The 23127-nt window shown below is 40.9% G+C and carries 12 protein-coding genes; 7 read left to right on the forward strand and 5 right to left on the reverse strand.

Going from position 1 to position 23127, the window contains the following annotated elements; translation table 11 throughout:
- Positions 1-71: 71 nt before the first annotated feature.
- Positions 72-2042, forward strand: coding sequence for an RICIN domain-containing protein (locus H5203_RS02625; RefSeq protein ID WP_182819329.1), 1971 nt, complete (start codon positions 72-74; stop codon positions 2040-2042).
- 415 nt (positions 2043-2457) lie between these two features.
- Positions 2458-3225 carry an ABC transporter substrate-binding protein gene (locus H5203_RS02630; protein WP_182717785.1) on the forward strand — a complete coding sequence of 256 codons (768 nt, stop codon included), beginning with the start codon at positions 2458-2460 and terminating at the stop codon, positions 3223-3225.
- 289 nt (positions 3226-3514) lie between these two features.
- Here H5203_RS02630 and H5203_RS02635 read toward each other — a convergent pair whose 3' ends face one another.
- The 5 genes from H5203_RS02635 to H5203_RS02655 form a co-directional block, all read right to left on the reverse strand.
- Complete coding sequence (locus H5203_RS02635; RefSeq protein ID WP_246175461.1) at positions 3515-3934, reverse strand: hypothetical protein; 420 nt, start codon at positions 3932-3934, stop codon at positions 3515-3517.
- Between the two features lie 114 nt (positions 3935-4048).
- On the reverse strand, positions 4049-5641 hold the full coding sequence (locus tag H5203_RS02640) for a carboxylesterase/lipase family protein (protein ID WP_182819330.1): 1593 nt from the start codon (positions 5639-5641) through the stop codon (positions 4049-4051).
- An 11-nt stretch (positions 5642-5652) separates the two neighbouring features.
- Positions 5653-6513, reverse strand: a complete 861-nt coding sequence (locus H5203_RS02645; protein ID WP_182819331.1) for a chlorophyllase/cutinase-like alpha/beta fold protein — start codon at positions 6511-6513, stop codon at positions 5653-5655.
- 147 nt (positions 6514-6660) lie between these two features.
- On the reverse strand, positions 6661-10086 hold the full coding sequence (locus H5203_RS02650; RefSeq protein WP_182819332.1) for a LamG-like jellyroll fold domain-containing protein: 3426 nt from the start codon (positions 10084-10086) through the stop codon (positions 6661-6663).
- Positions 10087-10411: 325 nt separating this feature from the next.
- Positions 10412-11374 carry a glycoside hydrolase family 43 protein gene (locus tag H5203_RS02655; protein ID WP_145234152.1) on the reverse strand — a complete coding sequence of 321 codons (963 nt, stop codon included), beginning with the start codon at positions 11372-11374 and terminating at the stop codon, positions 10412-10414.
- Between the two features lie 557 nt (positions 11375-11931).
- On the opposite strand from H5203_RS02655, the gene H5203_RS02660 reads away from it, so the two are divergent.
- The 5 genes from H5203_RS02660 (at position 11932) to H5203_RS02680 (ending at position 23123) form a co-directional block, all read left to right on the forward strand.
- A complete protein-coding gene (locus H5203_RS02660; protein WP_182819333.1) occupies positions 11932-14769 on the forward strand; it encodes a TonB-dependent receptor in 2838 nt (945 codons plus the stop codon).
- A 528-nt stretch (positions 14770-15297) separates the two neighbouring features.
- The gene (locus H5203_RS02665; protein ID WP_182819334.1) at positions 15298-18105 is read left to right on the forward strand and encodes a TonB-dependent receptor; all 2808 of its coding nucleotides are present in this window, start codon (positions 15298-15300) and stop codon (positions 18103-18105) included.
- 248 nt (positions 18106-18353) lie between these two features.
- Entirely contained in the window at positions 18354-19691 is a 1338-nt protein-coding gene (locus tag H5203_RS02670; RefSeq protein ID WP_182819335.1) for an MFS transporter, read from the forward strand.
- A 14-nt stretch (positions 19692-19705) separates the two neighbouring features.
- The gene (locus H5203_RS02675; RefSeq protein WP_182819336.1) at positions 19706-20650 is read left to right on the forward strand and encodes a glycoside hydrolase family 43 protein; all 945 of its coding nucleotides are present in this window, start codon (positions 19706-19708) and stop codon (positions 20648-20650) included.
- Positions 20651-20672: 22 nt separating this feature from the next.
- Positions 20673-23123 (forward strand): glycoside hydrolase family 127 protein, encoded by a 2451-nt coding sequence (locus tag H5203_RS02680; RefSeq protein ID WP_182819337.1) that lies wholly within the window; start codon positions 20673-20675, stop codon positions 23121-23123.
- Positions 23124-23127 lie beyond the last annotated feature (4 nt).

The raw sequence follows: 23127 nt of genomic DNA on the forward strand, positions 1-23127 counted from the left end.
TAAAGCAAAGCTTTCAATTCAAATCACCGCTCAATATGAGTGGATAATAAAAACTAAGGGTGATAACAACAATGAATGCACAACATCACTTGCGCACTAAATTAAAGCGTACTGCTAAAGCAACAGGCCTTGTAGGTTTATTCGCTTTGTCATTAAGCTCACTTACAGGGTGTGAATCTACAACCCGCGCAGACACACAACAAACACAAGATGCAGCACCAATCGCGAGCGCAAAAGCACCCACGCAAGATGATGGCGTATTCACTAATCCATTATTTCCTAATGGTGCCGATCCATGGCTTGAGTACTGGGATGGTAACTATTACCTAACGACGACAACATGGACATCTGAATTGGTGATGCGTAAATCACCTACTTTAGCAGGACTTGCCGATGCAACCCCAGTAAATGTATGGTCAGCGACCGATCCTGCGCGTTGTTGTAACTTTTGGGCGTTTGAATTTCATCGTGTTAAAGGCCCTGACGGCTACCGTTGGTACATGATGTATACAGCAGGGACTGATGGTACTTTAGATAACCAACATCTTAATGTATTAGAAAGTGCCGGTGACGACCCAATGGGTCCGTATGAATACAAAGGCGCACTCATGCCTGATGTATGGAATATCGATGGTAACTATTTAAGCTATAAAGACAAACTCTATGTTATTTATTCCCAGTGGCAGGGCGATCAACAGTTAAACATTATTGCTGAAATGGAAAACCCGTGGACGCTGAAAAAGAATTCACCGCACACTGTGATCACACGCCCTGAACTTGATTGGGAGATCAGCGGACGTAAAGTAACCGAAGGTGCTGAGATTTTACAGCATAACGGTCGCACGTTTATGACTTACTCCGCAAGCTTTTGTAACACGCCAGATTATAAGTTAGGTATGTTAGAGTTGGTGGGTGATGATCCGCTAGATGCAAACAGCTGGAAGAAGTTTGATCAACCTGTATTTGAACGTACTGATGAAGTATTTGGCCCTGGTCACAATGGTTTCTTCACTTCGCCAGATGGCAGTGAAGATTGGCTGGTATACCACGGCAATGACTCAGTAGAACACGGTTGTAGTGCCACACGTTCTTTGCGTGCGCAAAAATTTACTTGGCATGATAATGGCACACCAAACTTTGCAAAACCAGTAACACCGGGTGTTGAAGTGGCTCCACCATCAGGTGAATACGGCCCGCTTGTAACTCGTGTGCAAGGTCAGCGTTATAACTTAGTTAATGCGACCAGTGGTTTATGCTTAGACATTGCAGCCGATCCTCAAGATGCGCGTGCTGTGCAACGTCAATGTGCAAGCACTAATGGGCAATGGGTGATTGATGCCACTACTGATGGTTTTGTACGTTTAGCGAACCGTGAAGACAGTAAGTTTTTAGAGCTGGCTAATTGCAGTGATGCTGATAATGCGAAAATACAATCTGCAGCGTGGCGTAATAACTTCTGTCAGCAATGGAAAGTAGCACCAAGCACTGATGGTAATGTCACTATTACTAACCGTTACACTGAAAAACCATTAGCCGTAGCAGGGTGTTCAGCCGCGCAAAATCAAGCGGTTTTACAACAAGGTAAAGATACTGCATGTGCTGATTGGCAGTTACAGCCTGTAGGTAGTGTCGCGGTAATGAGCCAACAAAGTGGTAAAGCATTGAGCGTTGCAGGAGCTGTTAAAGCGGGTACTAATGTTGAGCAACAAGCGTTTACTCACAGCGATGCCCAGCAATGGTTCTTTGCGCCAACAGACACAGGCTACGTTGCTCTAAAACAAGACCTAGATAGCGATTATTGCGCTGCTGTGGCAAACAATGCTTTAGTGCCTGGCGCTAACGTTGAAATGGCTTCGTGCGAAACTAAAACAGCACAATGGCGTATAACCCCTGTTGAAGGTGGCGGGGTGATGTTGATCAACCGTTATACAAAGCAAGCACTGGGTTTAAGTGATTGTGGCCTTGCAGATAAAACTAATTTTGCACAACAACCTGATTTAGGTAACAAGTGCCAAATTTTCCATTTACGAGAACCAAAGTAAATGTAAATAAGCGTTCGACTCTCACCAAGCCACTGTTTCGATAGTGGCTTTTTTATGTGTATGTAGCGTGCGTTTTAATTTTATGAACTTACATTTGAATAGTCGTGTTATTGCCATCATTAATAAAGTGCTCTCGCGGCCTGTACATTTAGTATTTTTTAACAAACTGCCAAAGTTAAGCGATTCGCTCAATATAAAAGGTGGTTGTATTTTAAGCTGTTGTCGCTAATTTAATTAGTGTAAGGTGACGCAGCAAAGGTACAATTTGATTGTCCATAATTGTAAGATACAGTGAACCAAGTGTAATGTTAGCGTAGGCTGCTAATATGTAAGGTAAAGCCAAAGATAATTATAAAATAAACTTAAAAAATAGCGCTTTTTATAGATAGAAGCAGGCACAGGAATAGGAAGCCTCATGATATTAAGAATGATTTTATTATTGAGTTTATTGTCAAATATAAATGCAAATGCTCAGGATCCAGAGCCTGAACTTACAATTTTGTTGAACGACTGGCCACCTTATAATTTTAACAAAGGTGGTAAGCTAGTTGGTATTAGCACAGAGTTAGTAGAAGCCGCGCTGCAAAAAGCGAACATCAAATACAAACTGTTAGTTTATCCTTTTAAACGCGCTTTATACACTGTCCAACAAACTCCTAACACTTTGCTTTTTACAGTAGCTCGCATTCCTGAGCTCGAAAATATGTATAAATGGATTGGCCCTTTGCACACCAGAGAGGTATATCTGTATAAATTAAATTCCCGATCTGATATACAGATCAACAAAATCGCAGATATCAAACAATATAAAACTAGTGTGCTGATGGGCGGTTCAGTTGAGCAATTCCTTAAACGTAATCACTTTCAAGAAAATATAGACTACTATGTTACTGTTAATTCAGAACAAATATTAAAAGCTTTATTTAAAAAAAGGACAGATCTGATCCCTGGAGATCCATTAGATTTAGCCTATCAAATGAAAACGCTGGGCTATGATCAGTCAGCAATTGAAAAAGCCTATTTACTGTCGAACGAAGGTGGCTATTACATGATAGCTAATAAAAAAACATCAGATGAAATGATAACAAAAATTCAGAAATCTTTAGATGAAGTGCTTGCATCAGATAAGAAAGATAAAACTATCGAAAAGTATCTACAAATAAAAAGCGGTTCCTTTAACTAAAAATCTATCGATTAAACAATCACTAATTATTTTGGTGATTAAATTGCAAAGCTAATTGCGCCTGGTAGCAGAAGGCATTTTAATGGCCGATTTACTTTTGTCAGTAAAAATTGCTGTAGCAAGGAAATACGAGTGCACCAATCTGCCTAGCGATTGGCCAGTTTTTATAACTCATAATTATGCCTAATTGTTGATATTGCGCTTATTTAAGTATAGCTAAAAACACGATTGCTAATAATAGAATATGAGCAGTACTACAATAGTAACAACTAATCGCGATTTCAGTTGATCACACCATGGCACTGACAAGTGCACCTGTGTCGGTAATACCAGCTTCTTTCATCGCTTCAGCGATGGTTTGAACTAACGAACCCATTTGAGCTTGCATTGATACAATCATATTAGTTTGCGCTTCGACTTGTGCTTTAACAGCTTCATCTTGCTGGTTATCTAGCGCTTTTAACTTTTCGAGTTGCTCTTTTTGTTGTTCAACCTGCTCTTTGATTTTTTTCAGCTGTTCGATCATTTTAGCGATATGATCGGGCATATCTGAACTGGCCTCTTTTTCTGCTTTCTCTTTAGTTTCCCGGCCTGATATATTGTCTAACTCTTTTTCTGATAAACGATAGCCAGTAGTATCGTTACTTTTTACCGTAGACTCTGATGGTGACGCAATTGGCTGTCCCAGTGGTTTATGTATCTGCATCATGGCTCTTTATAATGTGATTTAATCATACTTATCGGCTGAAAGAGGCGTTACTAAAGGGGAGACATGTAAATAAAAGCCAAATATTAATTTGGCTTTTATTTGGATAGCTGCAGACTAGCGAACTTGGTTAGCCCACTTTTCACCGGCTGGTGTGCGGCGCCATTTAAAATACTGATCAAGTGTTTCTAGCGCTTGTTTGTCGGGCACTGGGCCGACTTTTGGTTGCTGTTGAAAATACATAGTGCTGGGTTTGTCATTATTAAAAGCAGGCCAATTTGGTAATGCATCGTCATTTGGATTGCCATTTTTGGCAAAGTTAGTCCAGTAGGTTGCCATTATATCTGACATTTTTAAATCATTTTTAGTTACATTCGGATCTGCTTTATTAAGGTTTTTAAACATATAGGCTATTTCATGACCGTGGCCAGAGCCATGATCTTCGTCTTTGGCATCAGGTGTACGTTTAGGGTGGTGATCGAAGTAATAAAGATATGCTGGGGCTTTACCATACTGAGTTTGTAATTTAGCCCAGCTCCAGGTATGCCAACCAAATGCGGCATCACGTACTAGGTTTCGAGCACTGCGAGGGATGCTATTTTTTGCAACAGGGTAAGCTTCAAGTAAGCTAGGCGCAAATTGACCGAAACGAGTTTTTACTCCATCAACAAAATTATTAACATCAGGGTCCCACACAAAGCTGACGCCTTCATCGGAGTTATAACCAATTAAAGCGGGTACATCATTAAACTTGCCTTGCTGATAGAGCTTATATTGGTCGCCCTTGATCACATAGTCGTCAACAATAGGCCAGCCACCTGGTAGCGACCAACCTTTTGGTATAAAGGTGTCTGCGCTCATTTTACGCAGCTGTGCAATTGAGCTTGTGCCAAACTGTTTTACATAGTCGAAACCTTCTGCTTGAGCCTGCTCTAGGGTCGACATGTTTTCACCAGGGTAATTTTTTATGCGAGTAGGACCAAATGAACCACCACTTTGCGAGATAACTTTGTTAAATAACCCTTTAGCTAACGGTGAGGCGGCAAGCATGCTAACCGAAATGCCGCCCGCAGATTCACCAGCGATGGTAAGATTATTTGCATCACCACCAAACTCACTAATGTTTTGTTTAAGCCACTTTAAGGCGGCTAGTTGGTCGAGCAATCCATAATTACCTGATACGCCAACTGGGCTTTCCTTATTAAGTTCAGGATGGGCTAAAAAACCTAATTGACCAACGCGATAAGCAATAGACACTACTATCACGCCTTTATTGGCAAGCTCAGTACCATCAAAAATAGGATCGGATGAGCTACCAAAACTAAAGCCACCGCCGTAAATCCAAACTAATACAGGGAGTTTATCTACGCTCGATTCTGCCGACGTCCAAATATTTAAATATAAGCTATCTTCACTGATCCCAGATACAGGGTTGCCTGCTTGTATTGGGGCAGGGGCATACTCTTGTGCTTTACGTACACCTTGCCATTTTTCAGCCGGTTGCGGGGCTTTCCAACGTAATTCTCCCACGGGTGGTTTAGCAAACGGCACACCTTTAAATACCGCTAAGTTATGCTCTGCCGTGCCTTGAAGTTTACCTTGTGCCACAGTGACTTGGATGAGTGGCTCGGCGTTGACAGCGGTCACTGTTGCCGTTGTTGCAGTAAAAAATGTAGCCCATAAAAGCCGCTTAAGTGTTGATGTGTTCATAATCATTCCTTTTAAAATTGTTTTGCTTTTATATCCCAATTAACAAAGTCAGCTGTTTTACCCTGCAAAAATAGCGTTGCATTGGTTTGCTTATCTTTTAATTGCCAATCCAGCCACTTAATAGCTAGCTTTGAGAACGAACCACCAAACGGCTGTTCAAATGTTCCTGAATGCCCCGCGGTTTTATGATTAGCAAAGATCACGGGCACATGACTTATGCGTTGATAATCAAGCTTGGCATTGTCAGTGGCAATATCAGTGGGTCCACCAACAAGGTAGATTACAGGAGCATGCAAGTTTTGCAGTGACTTAACATCAGCGCTTGCCATGGTCATATCACCAATACCTGAATTAAACATTAAATAACTGCAGACTCTTTTATCTGCCCCAGTGGCAAGTAGTTGCGCGCCGCCACATGACTGGCCTGCAATGGCGATTTTCTCAAGATTTGCGCTTTGGTAAAATTCACTTAATGGATTTGCAGATTGCGCTGTGATCCAATCAATCGCGTGAGGGATCATGCTATTACTGGCCTTATTTAAGGGCCTGTCATCAAGGCTGTTTTGCATTTTGCCCAGAGCAATGACTAAGTAACCGTGCGAAGCAATGTCAGAGAGCATATGCTCAAATGGATAGGAGGTATCCATACAGCCGCCGTTAGCAAATACCATAACGGGTAGTTTTGGCGACGGGTTTTGCCCAGCGCTTAACTGCTTCGGGCGGTATATAACATAGTCACTTAACGAGGTTTCAGTGGCTGCAATGGCGCTAAATGGGCCACTGCCACCTTCGTCTATCACTTTATAGTTAGCAGTTTTCGCAAAGCATAGTGAGGGTATCAAGCATATTAAGGTGATGAAAAGACGTTGCATAGCTCCTTCCTTAGTTAATATTGTATTATAAATATCACTGTATATGATGTTGTGTATGTTGAAAATAAAAAGTTAAAAAAAAGCCAGACTCTTGTCTGGCTTTTTATGACAACAAACTATTGGGTAAGGCAGCTCACCCTAAATAGCTTACTCTTGTGCAGTAGCTGCATCGTAGAGTGCTTTGATTGCGTCAGCATCGATTGCGCCGTTAAATATTTTTAACTCATCAACCGCGCCGTTATACGGTGTATCCCAGTAGTTTACACCTAACGCAAATTCATTGGTTTCGCCTTCGACAGTGAATACGCGAGGGAAGCCACCAGCTTCAATTTTAAGTTCACCATTTACGTACATTTTCAGCGTATCACCGTTGCTGCCATCAACCGTGAAGGCAACATGAGTCCACTCTTTAGCAAGGATGCGCATGCCTAAATCACCATTATCAAAGAATGCACCGCCACCATTTGCCCATAGACGTGTAGTATTTGAATCAACCATTGAGGGTACTAAGCTGACCCACGTTGATGAACTAGCCCCTGCAAAAAATGCGGTGGTGTAATCTGAGAATGTTTCAGGTTTTAACCACATTGATACCGAGTAGTCGTTGGTGGTGATCAAATTATTTGGTAAACGCACGCCTGAACCTTGCAGGAATAACGCTTGGCCTTTAATGCCTTCAACAAAAGTGGCGTTACCACCGGTGTTATCAATACGGTCGCCAGTTGGTTTAGCACTTGCGTATGCATCTTTAAGCTCTGCTAAATCGCCTTCAAAGCTATATTCTGCAGGGGCAAGTGATTTAATGGTAACTGCAAAAGTTTTAGTATCTGTAAAGTCTTTATAGTTAATTGTTGCTGTTAAAGTAACAACTTGATCGCCAACATTGGCGCTTGGCTGATTAACAACGGCAGTGCCATTAACAGGTTTCAAGAACTCTTCATTATTCGATGTCCAGCTAATACCTGACACAAACGGTCCAACACGGGGTAATTCAAAGCTTTCACGGATAGCCGTTGTATCACCTAAATCAAGTGCATCAGTAATGAAGGTTTCAAACTTAGTTGGATCAGTTAGATTGTTAATCGCTGCACCATTAATATCTAAGCTGTTTAATGCGTAATCATAGACAATAAATTCATCTACTTGACCTTGGAATGGTGCATCCCAGCCAAAGTTTACACCCAGTGCAAACTTGGCCGTATCACTACTAAACATGTCAGGGCGTGGCATTGAACCAACAAGTGCTCCATTAGAGTAGTACTTCATTGTGCCGTTAGCATAAGTGATAGTAACATGACTCCACTGTCCAGCCGTAGCGCCTTGAGTCATTTCGATTTGATTCCACTGCTCTACTTCAGGCTCAACAAGGTAGCGGCTCCATAGTAGTGTATTAGTCGTGAAGTGAGGTGCGCCACCTGGAATATAGCTAATCCAACGGTCAGCGTTTTCTGCTGCAAAAAATGCGGGGCTGTAACCAGTTACAACGTCAGGCTTTGACCAAAATGAAACGGTGTAGCTGTCAGAATTGATAATGTCATCCGGTAAACGCACACCGGTTGAGCCATCAAAGTTAAATGCTTGGCCTGTTTGGCCCACGCTATAGGCAGCAGTGCCAGCACCTGTGTTGTCTAAGTTATTATCTGTGGTGACGGCATCAGCAAGGTTGCTTAAATTATCTGTTAAGCCGTTTTCAAAGCTATAGTGTGCAATCGCATTTTTATATACCGGACGAGCTTTAACATTAACATTAAAGCTCTTAGTGATGGTTTCACCGTTAAGTGACATACTAGCGGTTAATGTAACTGCTTGATCGCCACGATCAGGGGTGGGAATAAATACAGAGCCATTTGCATCAATGTAATATTCATTACTTGATTCCCAGCGAATAGTCGTACCCGCTTTCCCTTTGGTTGGTAATGAATAACCTTCATCAGCAATTGACAGCTCAGTCTTAATATTTAGCGCATCGTTCACGGTTGCTAATACACTGGCGGTTTCATCAATCTCAGCAATTTTACTGCCCCACACCGTGGCGTTTTCAAGTGATACAGCAGAGAAGGTGACCACTAAGTCTTGCTTACTATCATCCCATTGCCATTTAGCAACACCGTAATAAGTACCAGATCCAAGCTCAAGTTTGACGTTTGAATCATCAACCATATACCAAATACCCGTATCATCACCGGTCACTGAGTGATCAGCATTTAATGCTATGTAAGTTGAGCGCACCGCACTGGTATTAACATCAGTACCATGATTTATAAATTTGTAGTATCCGTACAATTGCTCAGCAACCACTAAATTATCACCCTCTAGTGGTACAAAACGTTGTGGTGAGGTGACAGGCCAACCTAACGAATTGATAAACATCTCATGCACGCGAACTTGGTGAGCTTCACTCGCTGTCGGAAACGGTGACGAGGTTTGTGGGAAGCGCGTGTGGGTAATCAATAAGTGACGGCCAGTCGCTTCGTCATAATGTGCTGAATTATGGCCCGGTGATTGATAACCCCAAGCAGGTGACGTTTCACCTAGCTCTTGAGTGTACTCAAAGCCACCTAATAGTTTTTCACCAATTTCTAGACCACCTACAGTGGCAATATCGTTGCCAGCGGTATCTAAGTATGGGCCATCTGGTGTTTTTGAACGTGCTACACGGATATTGTAACCACCGTTTACATCAAAACCCGCGACTGAATAAAACAAGTAATAGTAGTCACTTTCTGGGCTGTACATAGCAAATGCGCCTTCAATGGCTCTAAAGTCACCACCCACTAAGTGTTTACCATAGCCTTGCTCACCGTCAGGTATACCGGTTTCTTCATTCATTGCCAGTACAAAAATACCGCCAGAATATGAACCATAAACCATCCATAATTGGCCGTCTTTATCATAAAAGGCGGCAGGGTCAATGGCATTCGGGTCAACCGCACCATTCCACGTTGTTTGGCCATTATCTAGGGGATACTGCGCAAATTCTTCGTCATTGCGATAGCCACTGCGTAAGAATACACCTTTGTTTTTATATGGACCTTCTACAGAATCAGCTTCGGCAAGGCCTAAGTACGAGCGGTTCCAGCATACTTCATCAACAACGTCAGGTGTGTCAGGGTTATCTTGGGCGCAATGGTTATAGTAAAACCAAAACTTACCATTGGGTGCTTTCACCACATCAGCAGCCCAGTTACCGGTAAATCCATCAGTCCACTCAATACCTTCGGCGATTTCGCTAGTGTAATTAAAGTCAAAAAGCGGGCTTTCATTCACGGCTTCATTAGCGGAAAGACTTGAAATCATTTCCCAATTTAATAAATCAGTTGATTTTGCTACCGCTAAATGTGAACCAAAAATGTAATAAGTACCGTCAGTTTCAATTACGGAAGGATCATGTACGCCAACATAAGTTACCGCTACATTACCTTCTTCGTTGTACTCAACGCTATCACTGACGGTTGGTTTTGCACTTTGTGGCTGGGCAACTGCTGGTGATGACTCAAGCTTAGTGCCTTCTTCAGAGCATGCTGTAACAGCTAAAGCGCAGGTGATCACCATTGCTAATCTGGTTAGTTTCATTTTTGTGTGTCCTCTTATAACGGGGATTTTTGTTATTTAATGTTGTCGATAAAATTGCTGTACACCTAACGTAAAGTAGTAACTACGTAGTATTGTAATTTTATAGTACTATTTAAGATGTGCAAATACTTTTGCAAAAGTAATTAACATGTAAATTAAAAGTGCTTTGTTTACAATGATTACCGCGGTGTTTTAATTATTATCAAGCAATGGTTTGTGCTGCTTTTTCGCTGTTTTAATGGGAACACTAGATGTGTCTAGCAGGTAGGGGAAGATAAATCATAGTAATGAGGGCTCTGCAATAAGAGCCCATTTATTGACTGAGTTATTTACCTTTACTCAATCCTTCAGTGGTCATGATGATACGCTGCAAGGTGCCATCATCATTGTAGAGCAGTGGTTCAATCGCAACAGAGCGACGAAAGCGTCCGCCACTTGGTTTGCCGTCTTTTGGTGGTACTGCACCGGTATGGTAAATAAAGTAACTTTTACCTTTAAATTCGATAATTGATTGGTGATTGGTTTCGCTGTTACCGGCAATCTCATTGAGGATACCTTGGTACTGCCAAGGCCCATGGATACTTTTACTCATCGCATAACAGATCTTTTCAGGGAATTCACACGCATAAGATACGTAATAGTATTCTTCTTTCTTATGTACCCACAGTGCTTCAGTAAAGTTTGGTAAATCAATGGTTTTAATTTCACCATCCAAGCTGAGTAAGTCATCACTTAGTTTTACATATTTAGGCACTAAGTTACCAAAAAACATGTATGTATCACCGTTTTCTTCTACATAGATAGCCGGATCAATATCATCCCAGTCATTAGGTGTATGTTTGGTCATATCATCGGTTACTAGTGCATGACCGATGGCATCTTTAAATGGGCCAGTAGGGGATTTTGAGGTGGCAACCCCAATTGCAAAACCTGGTTTAGTATCATCATGGCGAACGGTAGTAAAAAAGTAGAAAGTACCGTCTCGTTCAATCATATGAGAAGCCCAAGCTTCACCTTTCGCCCATTTAAAGTCAGTGGCTTTCATAATTGGGCCGTGCTTTTTCCAATTCACCATATCGGTTGATGAAAAGGCAAGCCAGTCATGCATTTCAAAAAATACATCGTTATTGGGGGCTTCATCGTGGCCGGTATACAGGTAAACCGTATCTTTGTGCACCAATGCGGCAGGATCTGCAGTAAACACATCGGTAAATAATGGGTTTTGTGCAGCGGCCATAGTGCTAGATAGCAGTAACGGCAGTGCAAAGGCTGTTAATTTATTGTTCATTAGGTGTCCTTTGTGATTAATGATTGTAATTCAATATACGCTCTTCACGGTCACAGACTCAAATTGTATTATAAAGTACGAAAATGAGCTTAATTGGTACAAAAAAGTAAACATACAGTGAAAAACAATTCTTTATTGTAATATTGTATTTTTTATTATCTTAGCAGCAAAATTGCGAAGGTAAATATCTGGTTACTTATTTTTTGTAACTCGACAGCCTACTACTATGTAGATGTTTCGCTTTTTTAATTGTTTATACTGTTGTATTTTATTGTTTATTTTAATTTTTATGACGTATGCAAGCAAACCGGTAAGGTTTAATTGGGAGAGAACTTTAATATATTCTTTACGGATTGTTTTAATTTGGATTTTAGAGTTGACCGCTTATTAGTCATACAATATGATTAAAGTTCGGGCGCTAATCTATTAACAAAATAATATGTAGATCCCCGTGTACTGTTTTGACAACATCTCTGGACAATGCAGTGGTCACTCTTCGGTAGCTAAATGGAATAGTTCAGCCCGCCGATATAACTATAACTTGGAGAACACCGCTAATGTTTAAAAGAACACACATAGCAAGTGCGATAGTGTTGGCATTCACTTGTCAATTTGCCTATGCACAACAAGAAGCAATTAATACTCCTGAAGAAAGCGTTGATGAAATCGAGGTTATTCAGGTTACAGGTATTCGCGGCAGTTTAAATAAAGCGTTAGGTGAAAAACGTGCTAGCGTGCAAATCGTTGACGCTATTATTGCTGAAGATATTGGTAAGTTCCCCGATAACAACGTAGTAGAAGCATTGCAACGGGTAACTGGGGTGCAAACTACTGGCCGTGGTGCGGGTGAAGTGAGCCAAGTATCTATTCGTGGTTTGTCGGATGTGCATACCACTGTAAATGGTCGTGATATTTTTACTGGTGCAGGGCGTGATGTAGCGCTACAAGATATCCCAGCAAGCTTATTATCGGGTGTTACCGTTTATAAAACACGTTCAGCTGATCAGGTAGAGCGTGGTATTGCCGGTTCAATCGACATTAAAACTAATCGTCCTTTTAATTTTGACGGCAAAAAAGTTGTTTTAGCTGCACGTGGTATTTACTCCGATCAACCTGATAAAGTTGACCCAAATGTGAGCGCATTATTAAGCAACCGCTGGGAACTTGATGGTGGGGGTGAGTTTGGTGCACTGTTTAATGTGTCGTACTCTGAGACCCATTATCGAGATGATACGATAACAGCGGGTGCAGCGTTTCCATTTTTTACCAATAAACCGCAAGCAATGTATTCACCCTATTCACGTATTCCTGAATATGATTCGCAAGGTAATAAAGTTTGGCAAATAGGTCTAGAAAATGGCTTATCCTATGCTCCGGGCTCTACATTGAATGTTGAGGGTGAACCAACCGAGTATTTAATTGCCCGTGATGCGATATTTGGTACGTCTTTTACTGGTTTGCGTAAACGCCCTGCTGCTTCAATTTCACTTCAATGGGCGCCGGTTGATACCCTAGAAATTACCGCTGAAGGCTTTTACACCGGTTATGAAAATGAATCGCAAAATGCCATGTGGTTCTCTAATACGTTCGAAAACGGTAACGGCTTCATCGAAACGCCTGTTGTATTTGATGGCACTAACGTTGTAAAAGAAAAGCAAGCAATTGCTGTGGGTGGTTTCCAAAGTGGCGATTTCTCTTATGGTAAAACAGACAGCTATTTATACGCACTTGGTGCACAGTGGCAAGCCAGTGATTATTTAACTATTAACACTGAGGTCGTTTATCAAGAAAGTGAGTATGAAACAGACTTTTTTGCAATGCGCTTTGACCGTGTTGCAACTGGTTTAGATGTTGATTTTAATGACAATGATGGTGTTCCAGGTATCGCATTTTGGGATGATCCTAATACAGCTGTAAATGAAGCCGATATGGCTGCAATACAAAACTGGAATGCGGGAACAGCCTATGATAATGGAGGCGGGAATCGCGGCGACTCAACAACATTTACCTTTGATGCTGAGTATCTAGTAGGTGGTAACTTTTTCGATAAAATTAAATTTGGTGGTCGTTACGAAAAACGCACAGCTGAAGAATTCACTCGAACAAATGAAGGTGGGATCGGAAATAGTACAAGTGTTGAAAGCCTGATCCAACAACTTGGTGCAGCTGGTGCAGCAGGCGATGGCTCTGGAATAGTATTCCAAGTTGATGACTACTTTGATGGCCGTGCAGATACATTTAATAGCTTTATCACCGCAGATGGTGGCTATATGCTAGATAACGCTGGTGCAGTTCGCAGCGTGTATGATCTAGAAGCAGAAGATGTATATAAGACCTTTGATATCGAAGAAAACTCGTATGCGCTATATGCCACAACAAACTTTTTCTTAACTGAAAATATCAGCGGGGAGTTTGGTGTTCGCTATGTGAGCTATGAGCAAGAAATGGATTTTACTGCTGAAACAGGGCTAAATACCAATGTGTTTGAGTCAAGCTCTGCGAGCGCAGATGTCAGTAAATTACTGCCAAGCTTAGTTCTAAACTGGAATATAACCGATGATGTGATAGGGCGTTTTGCATATACTAATACCTTACGTATGCCTAATTTCACAGATTTAAATGCCTTGCAATACTGGACTGAACCATTAACTGATGGGACTAAAAACGGTACTGGGGTGGGGGGGAATCCGCAATTACAACCTGAGGAGTCTACAAACTATGATGTGTCACTTGAGTGGTATTTTGCAGATTCGAGCTCTTTATATGCAACGTACTTTTTACGTGACATAGATAGCCGGATTGTCCCTGGGCGTAAAATTGTAATGCGACCTAGAGCGTCAGATGGAGAGGTTATTCCCTTTGCATTAAGTGCGCCTGTGAATGCCAGTGAAGGTGAATTATCTGGTTTAGAGCTTGGTTTAGTATATTTCCCAGATAATTTACCGGAGATGCTTGACGGAGTTGGTGTACAAGCAAGTTTTACTGCGCTAGATTCATCTCAACAATTACCAGAATATAATGATGATGGAACTATTAGTGGTTATGTTGAGTCAAGCATGGCCGGTGTGTCGGATCAGTCATACAGTATTGTGGGTATTTATGAGCGAGATACGTTTGATATGCGTTTATCGTACGTATGGCGTTCAGAGTTCTATACCGGTAACGAAGCGGCTATTTTTGCGAACCCGCTACAATTTTGGAGCCGTCCTGAGCAAAGTTTAGACTTTCAATTTAGTTATGACGTGACGGATGATTTTGTGGTGACATTTGATGCAACAAACATCTTAGATGATGTGTATCAAAGCTATTACGGTGAAGGTAACGATAACCTATTTAACTTTAGCAACGGTATCTACTCTCGTACATTTGCAATTGGTGCACGTTACACTTTCTAATATTTATATAAGCCCAAAAGTATAAGCCCAAAAAGTCCCAGCCTGTCTGGGACTTTTTTATCCAACGGCACCTCTTACCTAGCAGTACCTAAAATGTTAATTTTTAACTGGGTTTTATGATGATTATCAAAATGAACTTGTTGTACAGAGCAATAAGTTGCCTTGGCTAAATTGTAATATAGTATCTTTATTTGCCATGTTAAATAAAATAAATTCATTTAATTGTTGCAAAAATATAGTTAAGCTCTTAATCCTTTCCATAATAAAATAACTAAGATTATGTTATTTATTGTTTTATTTTCTATTCTTCACAACTTTAAAGCCTGTATTTCGATTTTTTCAATTAACATTTATTTAGCGTTATAAGTTGACTGCTAATTAATCATACAATATTATCAATGTCAGGCAGCAAATAATTAACATAATAAAAGACAACCTTAATACAGGCTCTGACAACAAGCTTTGTACATAAGGGGGAGCAGAGGGTAATTAGCCTTCTGGGGGAAAAACAAATGGAGAACACCACTCATGTTCAAAAAAACACACATAGCTAGCGCAATTTTAATGGCAGTGTCATGCCAGTTTGCATATGCACAGCAAGAAGATAATACATCAGCAAATGCTGAGAAAGACGACATTGAAGTTATTCAGGTTTCTGGTATTCGTGGTAGCTTAAATAAAGGCCTGAACATTAAACGACAGTCATTCCAAGTTGTTGATGCGATTGTTGCCGAAGATATCGGTAAGTTTCCAGATAATAACGTTGTAGAAGCGCTGCAACGGGTAACCGGTATACAGGTTACTGACCGTGGTGCTGGTGAAGTAAACACGGTATCTATCCGTGGTTTAACGGACGTAACAACAACAGTCAATGGTCGACAAGTATTTACAGCTTCTGGTCGTAATGTAGCGCTTGCTGATATTCCGGCAGCTTTATTGGAAAGTGTTGATGTATTCAAAACGCGTTCCGCTTCACAAGTAGGTAGTGGTATTGCCGGTCAAATTGACATCAAAACCCAGCGCCCATTTAACTTTGATGGTTCAAGAGTGGTTGTTTCTGCCCGCGGTGTTTACCAAGACCAAGCAGAAGAGGTTGATCCAATTTTATCTGCACTAGCGAGTAATCGCTGGGAGTCTGGTATGGGGGAGTTTGGTGCCTTGATCAACCTTTCATACGCAGAGACTAATTACCGAGACCAAAATATGGCTGCAGGTGCAATGGTGCCATTTATGACCCTTAACCCGGCAGCAGGATTTGCACCGTTTGAGCGTATTTTCCCAAGCAATGGTAATGTAAGTGAAAGCCCAATATGGGAACCTGGTCTTGAAAACGGCCTACCATATCAATCGGGTTCGACATTGAATATCAATGGTGTGCCAACTGAATATTACTTGTCACGCGATGCCGTTTTTTCTAATGACTTAACTGGTAAGCGTGAACGCCCAGCTGCCAATCTTTCATTGCAATGGCGCCCTAACAGCGATTCACAATATACCTTTGAAGCCTTTTACAATGGCTACCGTAATGAGTCATTCAATTCGCTAAGCTTTACCTTCGTAGATTGGTGGGGCAATGTTGATACGCAAAATCCACCGACGACCTTTGACGGTACTAACATTATTAAAGAACGTTATGTTGATGCACCATACGGTTTTAATAGCGGTGATTTGAATGTAAGTAAAACCGACAGCTACGTGTTTGCATTAGGTGGTGAATGGACTATCAATGATAACTTTAATTTGTCGTCTGAAATTTATTATCAAGATAGCCAATACGAAACAGAATTCCTGGCAATGCGAAGTGATCGGGTAGCATATGGCTTAAATGTTGATTTTAATGATAAAGATGGTATCCCAGCATTAGGATATGTTGATAATCCAGATACCCCAGCGAATGAAGCTGATTTAACCGATACCTCGCAATGGAATGTTGCTCAACTGTATGACAATGGTGGCAATCGCAAAGGTGATTCACTTACCTTCACGCTGGATGGTGAACTGTTTGTAGACCGTTTGGGTTTCGATGAAATAGGTTTCGGTATTAAGTACGATAGTAAAGGATCTTCAGAAGCATCACGTGAATCCAAGTTCCTCGTTGAGACACTTGGGCAACCCTTTTCATCACTTGATGCTGGATTAGCCGCTGTTAATGAAGACTTTTTTGATGGCAAAGCTAATTGGCCATCATCGTGGGTTGCTCCAAGTGGCCACTACATTCAGGCGAATCGAGGCTATTTCCGCGAACTATATGGTATAGAGTCAGAAAGTTTAGTGTTAGAAAAAACATTCGATGTTGATGAAAAAGCTTATTCGGCTTATATTCAGGGTAATTTTTCAAGCACATTATTTGGTCGTGATATTGATGGTCAAGTTGGCCTTCGTTACGAAAATGCTAAGATTGATATGACATTTTTCGATATTGATCAAAATCCTACCGATGTTAGTTTTGCAGATAATAGTTCATCGGCTTGGTTACCTAGCTTTGTTGTACGTTATCATTTGAGCGAAGATTTACTTGCTCGTGCCGCTTATACTCAGACTATTCGTCGTCCTGAGTTTTCACAGCTAAACTCGTTTATTTATTATACTGAAGATGTCACAGATATTGGTTATGGTACTGCAAATGGTGGGAATCCAAGCATAAAACCCGTTGAATCGAAGAATTATGATTTAACTTTAGAGTGGTATTTTGCTGAAGCAAGCTCGCTGTATGGCACATTGTTTAAGCGCGATATAGAAGGATTTGTCTATGGCTCTAACCGTATCATTCAATATCAAGGCCCAGATGCGACTGAGCCTGAGGATTACATTCTTACTCAACCAAATAATTCGTCAAATGGTACATTAGATGGCTTAGAACTTGGTCTTGTATATTTCCCTGACAATTTGCCTGATTGGTTAATGGGGGCAGGTATTCAAGCCAGTGCTACTTTACTTGATTCAAAACAAGATTTACCGAAGTATAACGATGTAGGTGAGTTAGTTGGTACAGATTCGCGTGATATGTTTGGTGTGTCTAAGTCATCGTACTCAACTGTTTTAATCTATGAACGAGAAGACTTTGATATGCGTTTGGCCTATTTATGGCGTGATGATTTCTTAAATAGCTATGAGGCCGCACAATTTGCTAACCCACTGGGTATCTACCGTAGCCCAGAACAGAGTTTAGATTTTCAGGTAAGCTACGATGTTACAGAAGATCTGATGGTTACATTTGATGGTACTAACTTAACGCAAGAAACGTATCAAAGTTATTATGAGTATCCAACGACACATAATTCAAATAGTGCACTATATAGTCGCACATTTGCATTAGGTGTACGTTACTCTTTCTAATCACAGTTATATCAAATAAAAGCCTCGGATCGTCCGAGGCTTTTCTATTTTCTATTATATGACCTTTGTCTAACCGAAAATGGTTGCGTTACAAATAGTATGATAATACTATTAATTAGGTTATCATTAAATTTACAATAATAAGCAATACAATGGTCACCAATGTGATAAAACAAAGAATAGGTGACCTTTATTCTTTTAAATATGGCGTATTAAGGTACAACGTATTTTAAAAATCAGGTAGTTGTATGGAAAATCAAAAGTTATCAGTGGTAGAAAAAGTCGGTTTTGGTGCCGGTGATATGGCAGTAAACGTTATGGTTGCTGCATTATTTTATTTTATGTCGTTTTTCTACACCGACATTTATGGCCTCGACCCTGTTGATATGGGTATTTTATTTTTAGTTGCACGTTTTGTTGATGCGTTTACTGACCCATTAATGGGCGTGATTACCGATAAAGTAAAAACTCGCTGGGGGCAGTTCCGCCATTGGTTCTTATTTTTATCTGTGCCCTATGGTATTTCAATCGTCCTGCTATTTACCACGCCAGATTTTGATTACAATATGAAGTTGGTGTGGGCTTACCTTACTTATTTATTTGCCACCTTGATGTTTACCGGTGTAGCAATTCCTTATATTTCGTACATTGGCGTATTAACCGCAGATCCTAAAGAACGTTTATCAGCGAATGGTTATCGGATGTTTTTTGCCAAAATAGCCAATGTTATTATTGTATTTTCTGTACCTTTACTGGCGTCAATGTGGGGCGGTGGCGATATCGCTCATGGTTATAAACTGGCAATGATTTTAGTGTCTACCTGTGGTGTAGCATTGTTTCTGTTTTGCTTTTTTACTACTCGTGAACGTATTACTCATGAACCACAAACCGAAAGCATACTGACCCAATTTAAAGTGCTGATTAAAAACGATCAATGGTTGCTGCTATGCGCCGCATGTGTGCTAGGTACTTTAGGTTATGCAATTCGTGGCAGTGTGGCTATGTACTACGCTAAGTACTATTTAGGTGCTTCTGATCTGGCGGGTACTTTTACCAGTGCCGGTATCGCAGCATCAATAGTATCTATGGTGGCAAGTACGTGGATCACCCAACGTTATTGTAAGTTAAAACTATTTAGATGGTCACAAATCGCAGTGTTGTTTATTTCGCTGATAATGTTTTTTGCAGTGCAACCTGGTGACATCTGGTTGGCCTTTGTGTTGTATATCATTTTATCTTTCGTGGTTGATTTGCATGCACCGGTGTTTTGGTCCGCGATTGCAGAAGCGGTTGACTATGGCGAAATTAAAGACGGTGTTAGGGCATCAGGTTTGTCATTTGGCGGGATTTCATTTTGCCAAAAAGCCGGTGGTGGTTTAGCGGGTCTTGCCGGTGGTTTACTGTTAGCTTTTTTTGATTACCAGCCAAATATTGAACAAAGTCAATTTACCATGACTGGATTAGCATTAATGCTGACCATAATTCCTGGTGTGTTTCATGCCATTTTGGGCTTTGTGCTATTTAAATACAAAATTACCGATAACTATTATACCGATATGGTTAAAAACCAGCGGTTACCAGAATAATTTTAGGAGCATTTATGTCAACTTTACCTAAACCTTTGATCCCACAACGTGCTGATCCATATATTCATAAGCACACAGATGGTTATTATTACTTTACCGCGTCAGTGCCTGCCTATGATGGCATTGAACTGCGCCGTGCAAAAACCCTAGAAGGGCTTGCAACTGCAACGCCAAAAATGGTCTGGATGAAGCCACAAACAGGTCCATATTCTGAGCTTATTTGGGCTCCTGAGATCCATTTTAATGATGGCGCTTGGTATGTTTATTTTGCCGCAGCACCGAGTCGTGAAATTAAGCACGATTTATTTCAGCATCGTATGTATGCAATTAGCTGTAAAGATGCGGATCCGATTGAAGGCGAGTGGCAGTTTTGCGGTCAAATTGAAACCCCATGGGATACTTTTTGTTTAGATGCCACGACTTTTTATCATAATGATGAGCTTTATTATTGTTGGGCACAAAAAGAACCGGGTGTAAAAGGTAACTCAAATCTGTATTTGGCAAAGATGTCATCACCAACAGAGATCACTGGCGAAATCATCCGTTTAACCATCCCTGAACTTGATTGGGAAATAATTGGTTTTTGGGTGAATGAAGGCCCTAACGTACTTAAACGTAACGGTAAAATATTCTTAACGTATTCAGCCAGTGCCACCGATGAAAACTATGCTATGGGCTTGCTATATGCGGACCTAGATAGTGATTTATTAGATATAAATAGCTGGACTAAAGTGCAAGAGCCGGTATTTCGTAGTAACGAGCCTAAGTCGATGTTTGGCCCCGGGCATAACAGTTTTACGCAAGATGAAAATGGTAACGACGTGCTGGTTTATCACTGTCGTCAATATACTGAAATTGAAGGTGATCCACTGTGGAACCCAGATCGTCATACCTTCACAAAATCATTAAATTGGGATGATAACGGTATGCCTGTTTTTGGTAAGCCTGGCGAACAATAAAAATAACAAAAGGACTCTGTGTATGTTTGTTTTAGCAGTAAAAAAATTACCACACGTTATTAGTTTTTCACTTGCGGTAATGTTGTTATCGGCTTGCAGCGAACACCCTAATGCAGTCGATAAAACTGTTAATACGCATCATACACAGCGCACACCACAACAACTTTTTGCACTTGAGCAAGTTAGCTTAAGTGCAAGCCCATTTTTACATGCCCAGCAAACTAACGTTCGTTATTTATTGGCATTGCACCCAGATCAATTATTAGCCCCTTACTTACGTGAAGCTGGTATCGAGCCCAAAGCGTCATCTTATGGTAATTGGGAAGACTCGGGGCTTGATGGTCACATTGGCGGTCATTATTTATCGGCGTTAAGCCTTGCGTGGGCTGCAACTGGCGATGAAGAACTAAAGCGCCGTTTAGATTACATGTTAAATGAGCTACAACGCGCACAACAGGTTAATGACGGTTATTTAGGAGGCATACCAAATGGTCAAGCGATGTGGCAACAAATCCATGATGGCAATATTAAAGCCGATTTATTTAGTTTAAATGATCGTTGGGTGCCGCTTTATAACATAGACAAAATTTTCCATGGCTTGCGTGATGCTTACTTGATTGCAGGCAGTGAACAAGCAAAAACCATGCTGTTTGATTTAGGCGAATGGTTTTTAAACTTAACCTCTAAGTTAAGCGAGCAGCAGATTCAACAGATGCTGTATTCAGAATATGGCGGTTTAAATGCGGTATTTGCCGATATGGCGACGATCAGTGGCGATAAGCGTTATCTCAAATTAGCGCAACAGTTTACTCAAAATAGCATTGTCGATCCGCTGTTAAAAAAACAAGATAAGCTAACTGGCTTACATGCTAATACCCAAATTCCAAAAATTATTGGTATGTTGAAGGTCGCTGAGGCCACTGATGATAAAGCGTGGCAACAAGGCGCAGATTATTTTTGGCAAACAGTGACTAAAGAGCGCTCAGTGGCCATTGGTGGTAACAGTGCGCGTGAGCATTTTCACGACAAAAAAGATTTTACCGCGATGGTTGAAGACGTTGAAGGCCCTGAAACCTGTAACACGTACAACATGATGAAACTCAGCAAGCTGCTGTTTCTGAAAACCGCGGACACTCGCTATTTAGAATACTACGAGCGCGCAACCTATAACCATATTTTATCGTCACAACATCCTGAGCACGGTGGGCTTGTGTACTTTACGCCAATGCGTCCTGGGCACTATCGTATGTATTCATCGGTACAAGATTCAATGTGGTGTTGTGTGGGTTCAGGTATTGAAAATCATAGTAAATACGGTGAGCTGATCTACAGTAAAAATGACGATAACTTATGGGTAAATCTATTTATTCCAAGTACGCTTGATTGGCAGCAACAGGACTTAAAAGTAACTCAACAAAGCCATTTTCCGGATGCTAATAATATAACCTTAGTGATTAACACATTAGATAAAAAACATAACTCATCAGCGCAGCTGCATATTCGTAAACCAAGTTGGGTTACTGATGAATTGCAGTTTAAGCTTAATGGCAAAGCAATAAATGCCACTGCAGAGCAGGGGTATTACGCAATAAAACATGACTGGCATGATGGCGATAAATTAACTTTTTCTTTAGCGCCAAAACTGTACACAGAGCAGTTGCCTGATGACCAAGATTACTATGCGGTATTGTATGGTCCTGTGGTAATGGCAACCAAAGTACAAGCGTTTAAAAATGAGCATTTAAACTTTGTTGCTGATAACAGTCGCATGGGTCATATTGCAGCAGGGCCTACCTGTCCACCCGAAGCACTGCCTATCATGCTCAGTGAACCCGAGCAGTTTATTGCTGATTTAAAGCGAGCCCCTAGCGCAGAACTTGCATTTACCACAGATAAAAATGTCGCCATTGCTCAGCAGGGGATAGGGAGCACACAAACAACTCAGTTAATTCCGTTTTTTAGGCTTTATGATAGTCGCTATCAAGTTTACTGGCCGCAGCAAAGTGAAGCCGAATTTACTCAATTTGTTAAAGATTCAAAAGCGGCTGAACAAGCAAAAGAGCAATTACGATTATTGACCGTTGACCAAATTACACCGGGCGAGCAACAGCCTGAAGTTGAGCATGACTTTAAAGGTGAAAATACCCGTGCAGGTGTTAATAACGGCCATCATTGGCGTGATGCAACAGGTTGGTTTGAATATAAGCTAACTAACTCAGAGCAGCAGGCAGTTGCACTGCGTATCCGTTACTTTACTGCAGATGTTGGACGTAAGTTTACTATCACAATTAATGGTAAGGTGCTGGCAAAAGTTAGCTTACCTGCTAAGCAAACCGGTGCAGAATTTTACAGTATTGATTATCCATTAACTGATGAAATGAAAAAAGCTAGCTCATTAACACTGCGCTTTAGTGCAATAAAAGGATCGGTTGCTGGTGGTATTTACGGTATTCGTTTAATCAATAATAACTAGTAGG

Origin of the sequence: Pseudoalteromonas sp. SG41-1 (assembly GCF_014164575.1) — a bacterium.
In the GTDB taxonomy this organism is placed as follows: Bacteria; Pseudomonadota; Gammaproteobacteria; order Enterobacterales; family Alteromonadaceae; genus Pseudoalteromonas; species Pseudoalteromonas rhizosphaerae.

Coding starts and splice junctions, on each gene's coding strand:
- H5203_RS02625 (WP_182819329.1), top strand. CDS start 72: ATGAATGCACAACATCACTTGCGCACTAAATTAAAGCGTACTGCTAAA.
- H5203_RS02630 (WP_182717785.1), top strand. CDS start 2,458: ATGATATTAAGAATGATTTTATTATTGAGTTTATTGTCAAATATAAAT.
- H5203_RS02635 (WP_246175461.1), bottom strand. CDS start 3,934: ATGATGCAGATACATAAACCACTGGGACAGCCAATTGCGTCACCATCA.
- H5203_RS02640 (WP_182819330.1), bottom strand. CDS start 5,641: ATGAACACATCAACACTTAAGCGGCTTTTATGGGCTACATTTTTTACT.
- H5203_RS02645 (WP_182819331.1), bottom strand. CDS start 6,513: ATGCAACGTCTTTTCATCACCTTAATATGCTTGATACCCTCACTATGC.
- H5203_RS02650 (WP_182819332.1), bottom strand. CDS start 10,086: ATGAAACTAACCAGATTAGCAATGGTGATCACCTGCGCTTTAGCTGTT.
- H5203_RS02655 (WP_145234152.1), bottom strand. CDS start 11,374: ATGAACAATAAATTAACAGCCTTTGCACTGCCGTTACTGCTATCTAGC.
- H5203_RS02660 (WP_182819333.1), top strand. CDS start 11,932: ATGTTTAAAAGAACACACATAGCAAGTGCGATAGTGTTGGCATTCACT.
- H5203_RS02665 (WP_182819334.1), top strand. CDS start 15,298: ATGTTCAAAAAAACACACATAGCTAGCGCAATTTTAATGGCAGTGTCA.
- H5203_RS02670 (WP_182819335.1), top strand. CDS start 18,354: ATGGAAAATCAAAAGTTATCAGTGGTAGAAAAAGTCGGTTTTGGTGCC.
- H5203_RS02675 (WP_182819336.1), top strand. CDS start 19,706: ATGTCAACTTTACCTAAACCTTTGATCCCACAACGTGCTGATCCATAT.
- H5203_RS02680 (WP_182819337.1), top strand. CDS start 20,673: ATGTTTGTTTTAGCAGTAAAAAAATTACCACACGTTATTAGTTTTTCA.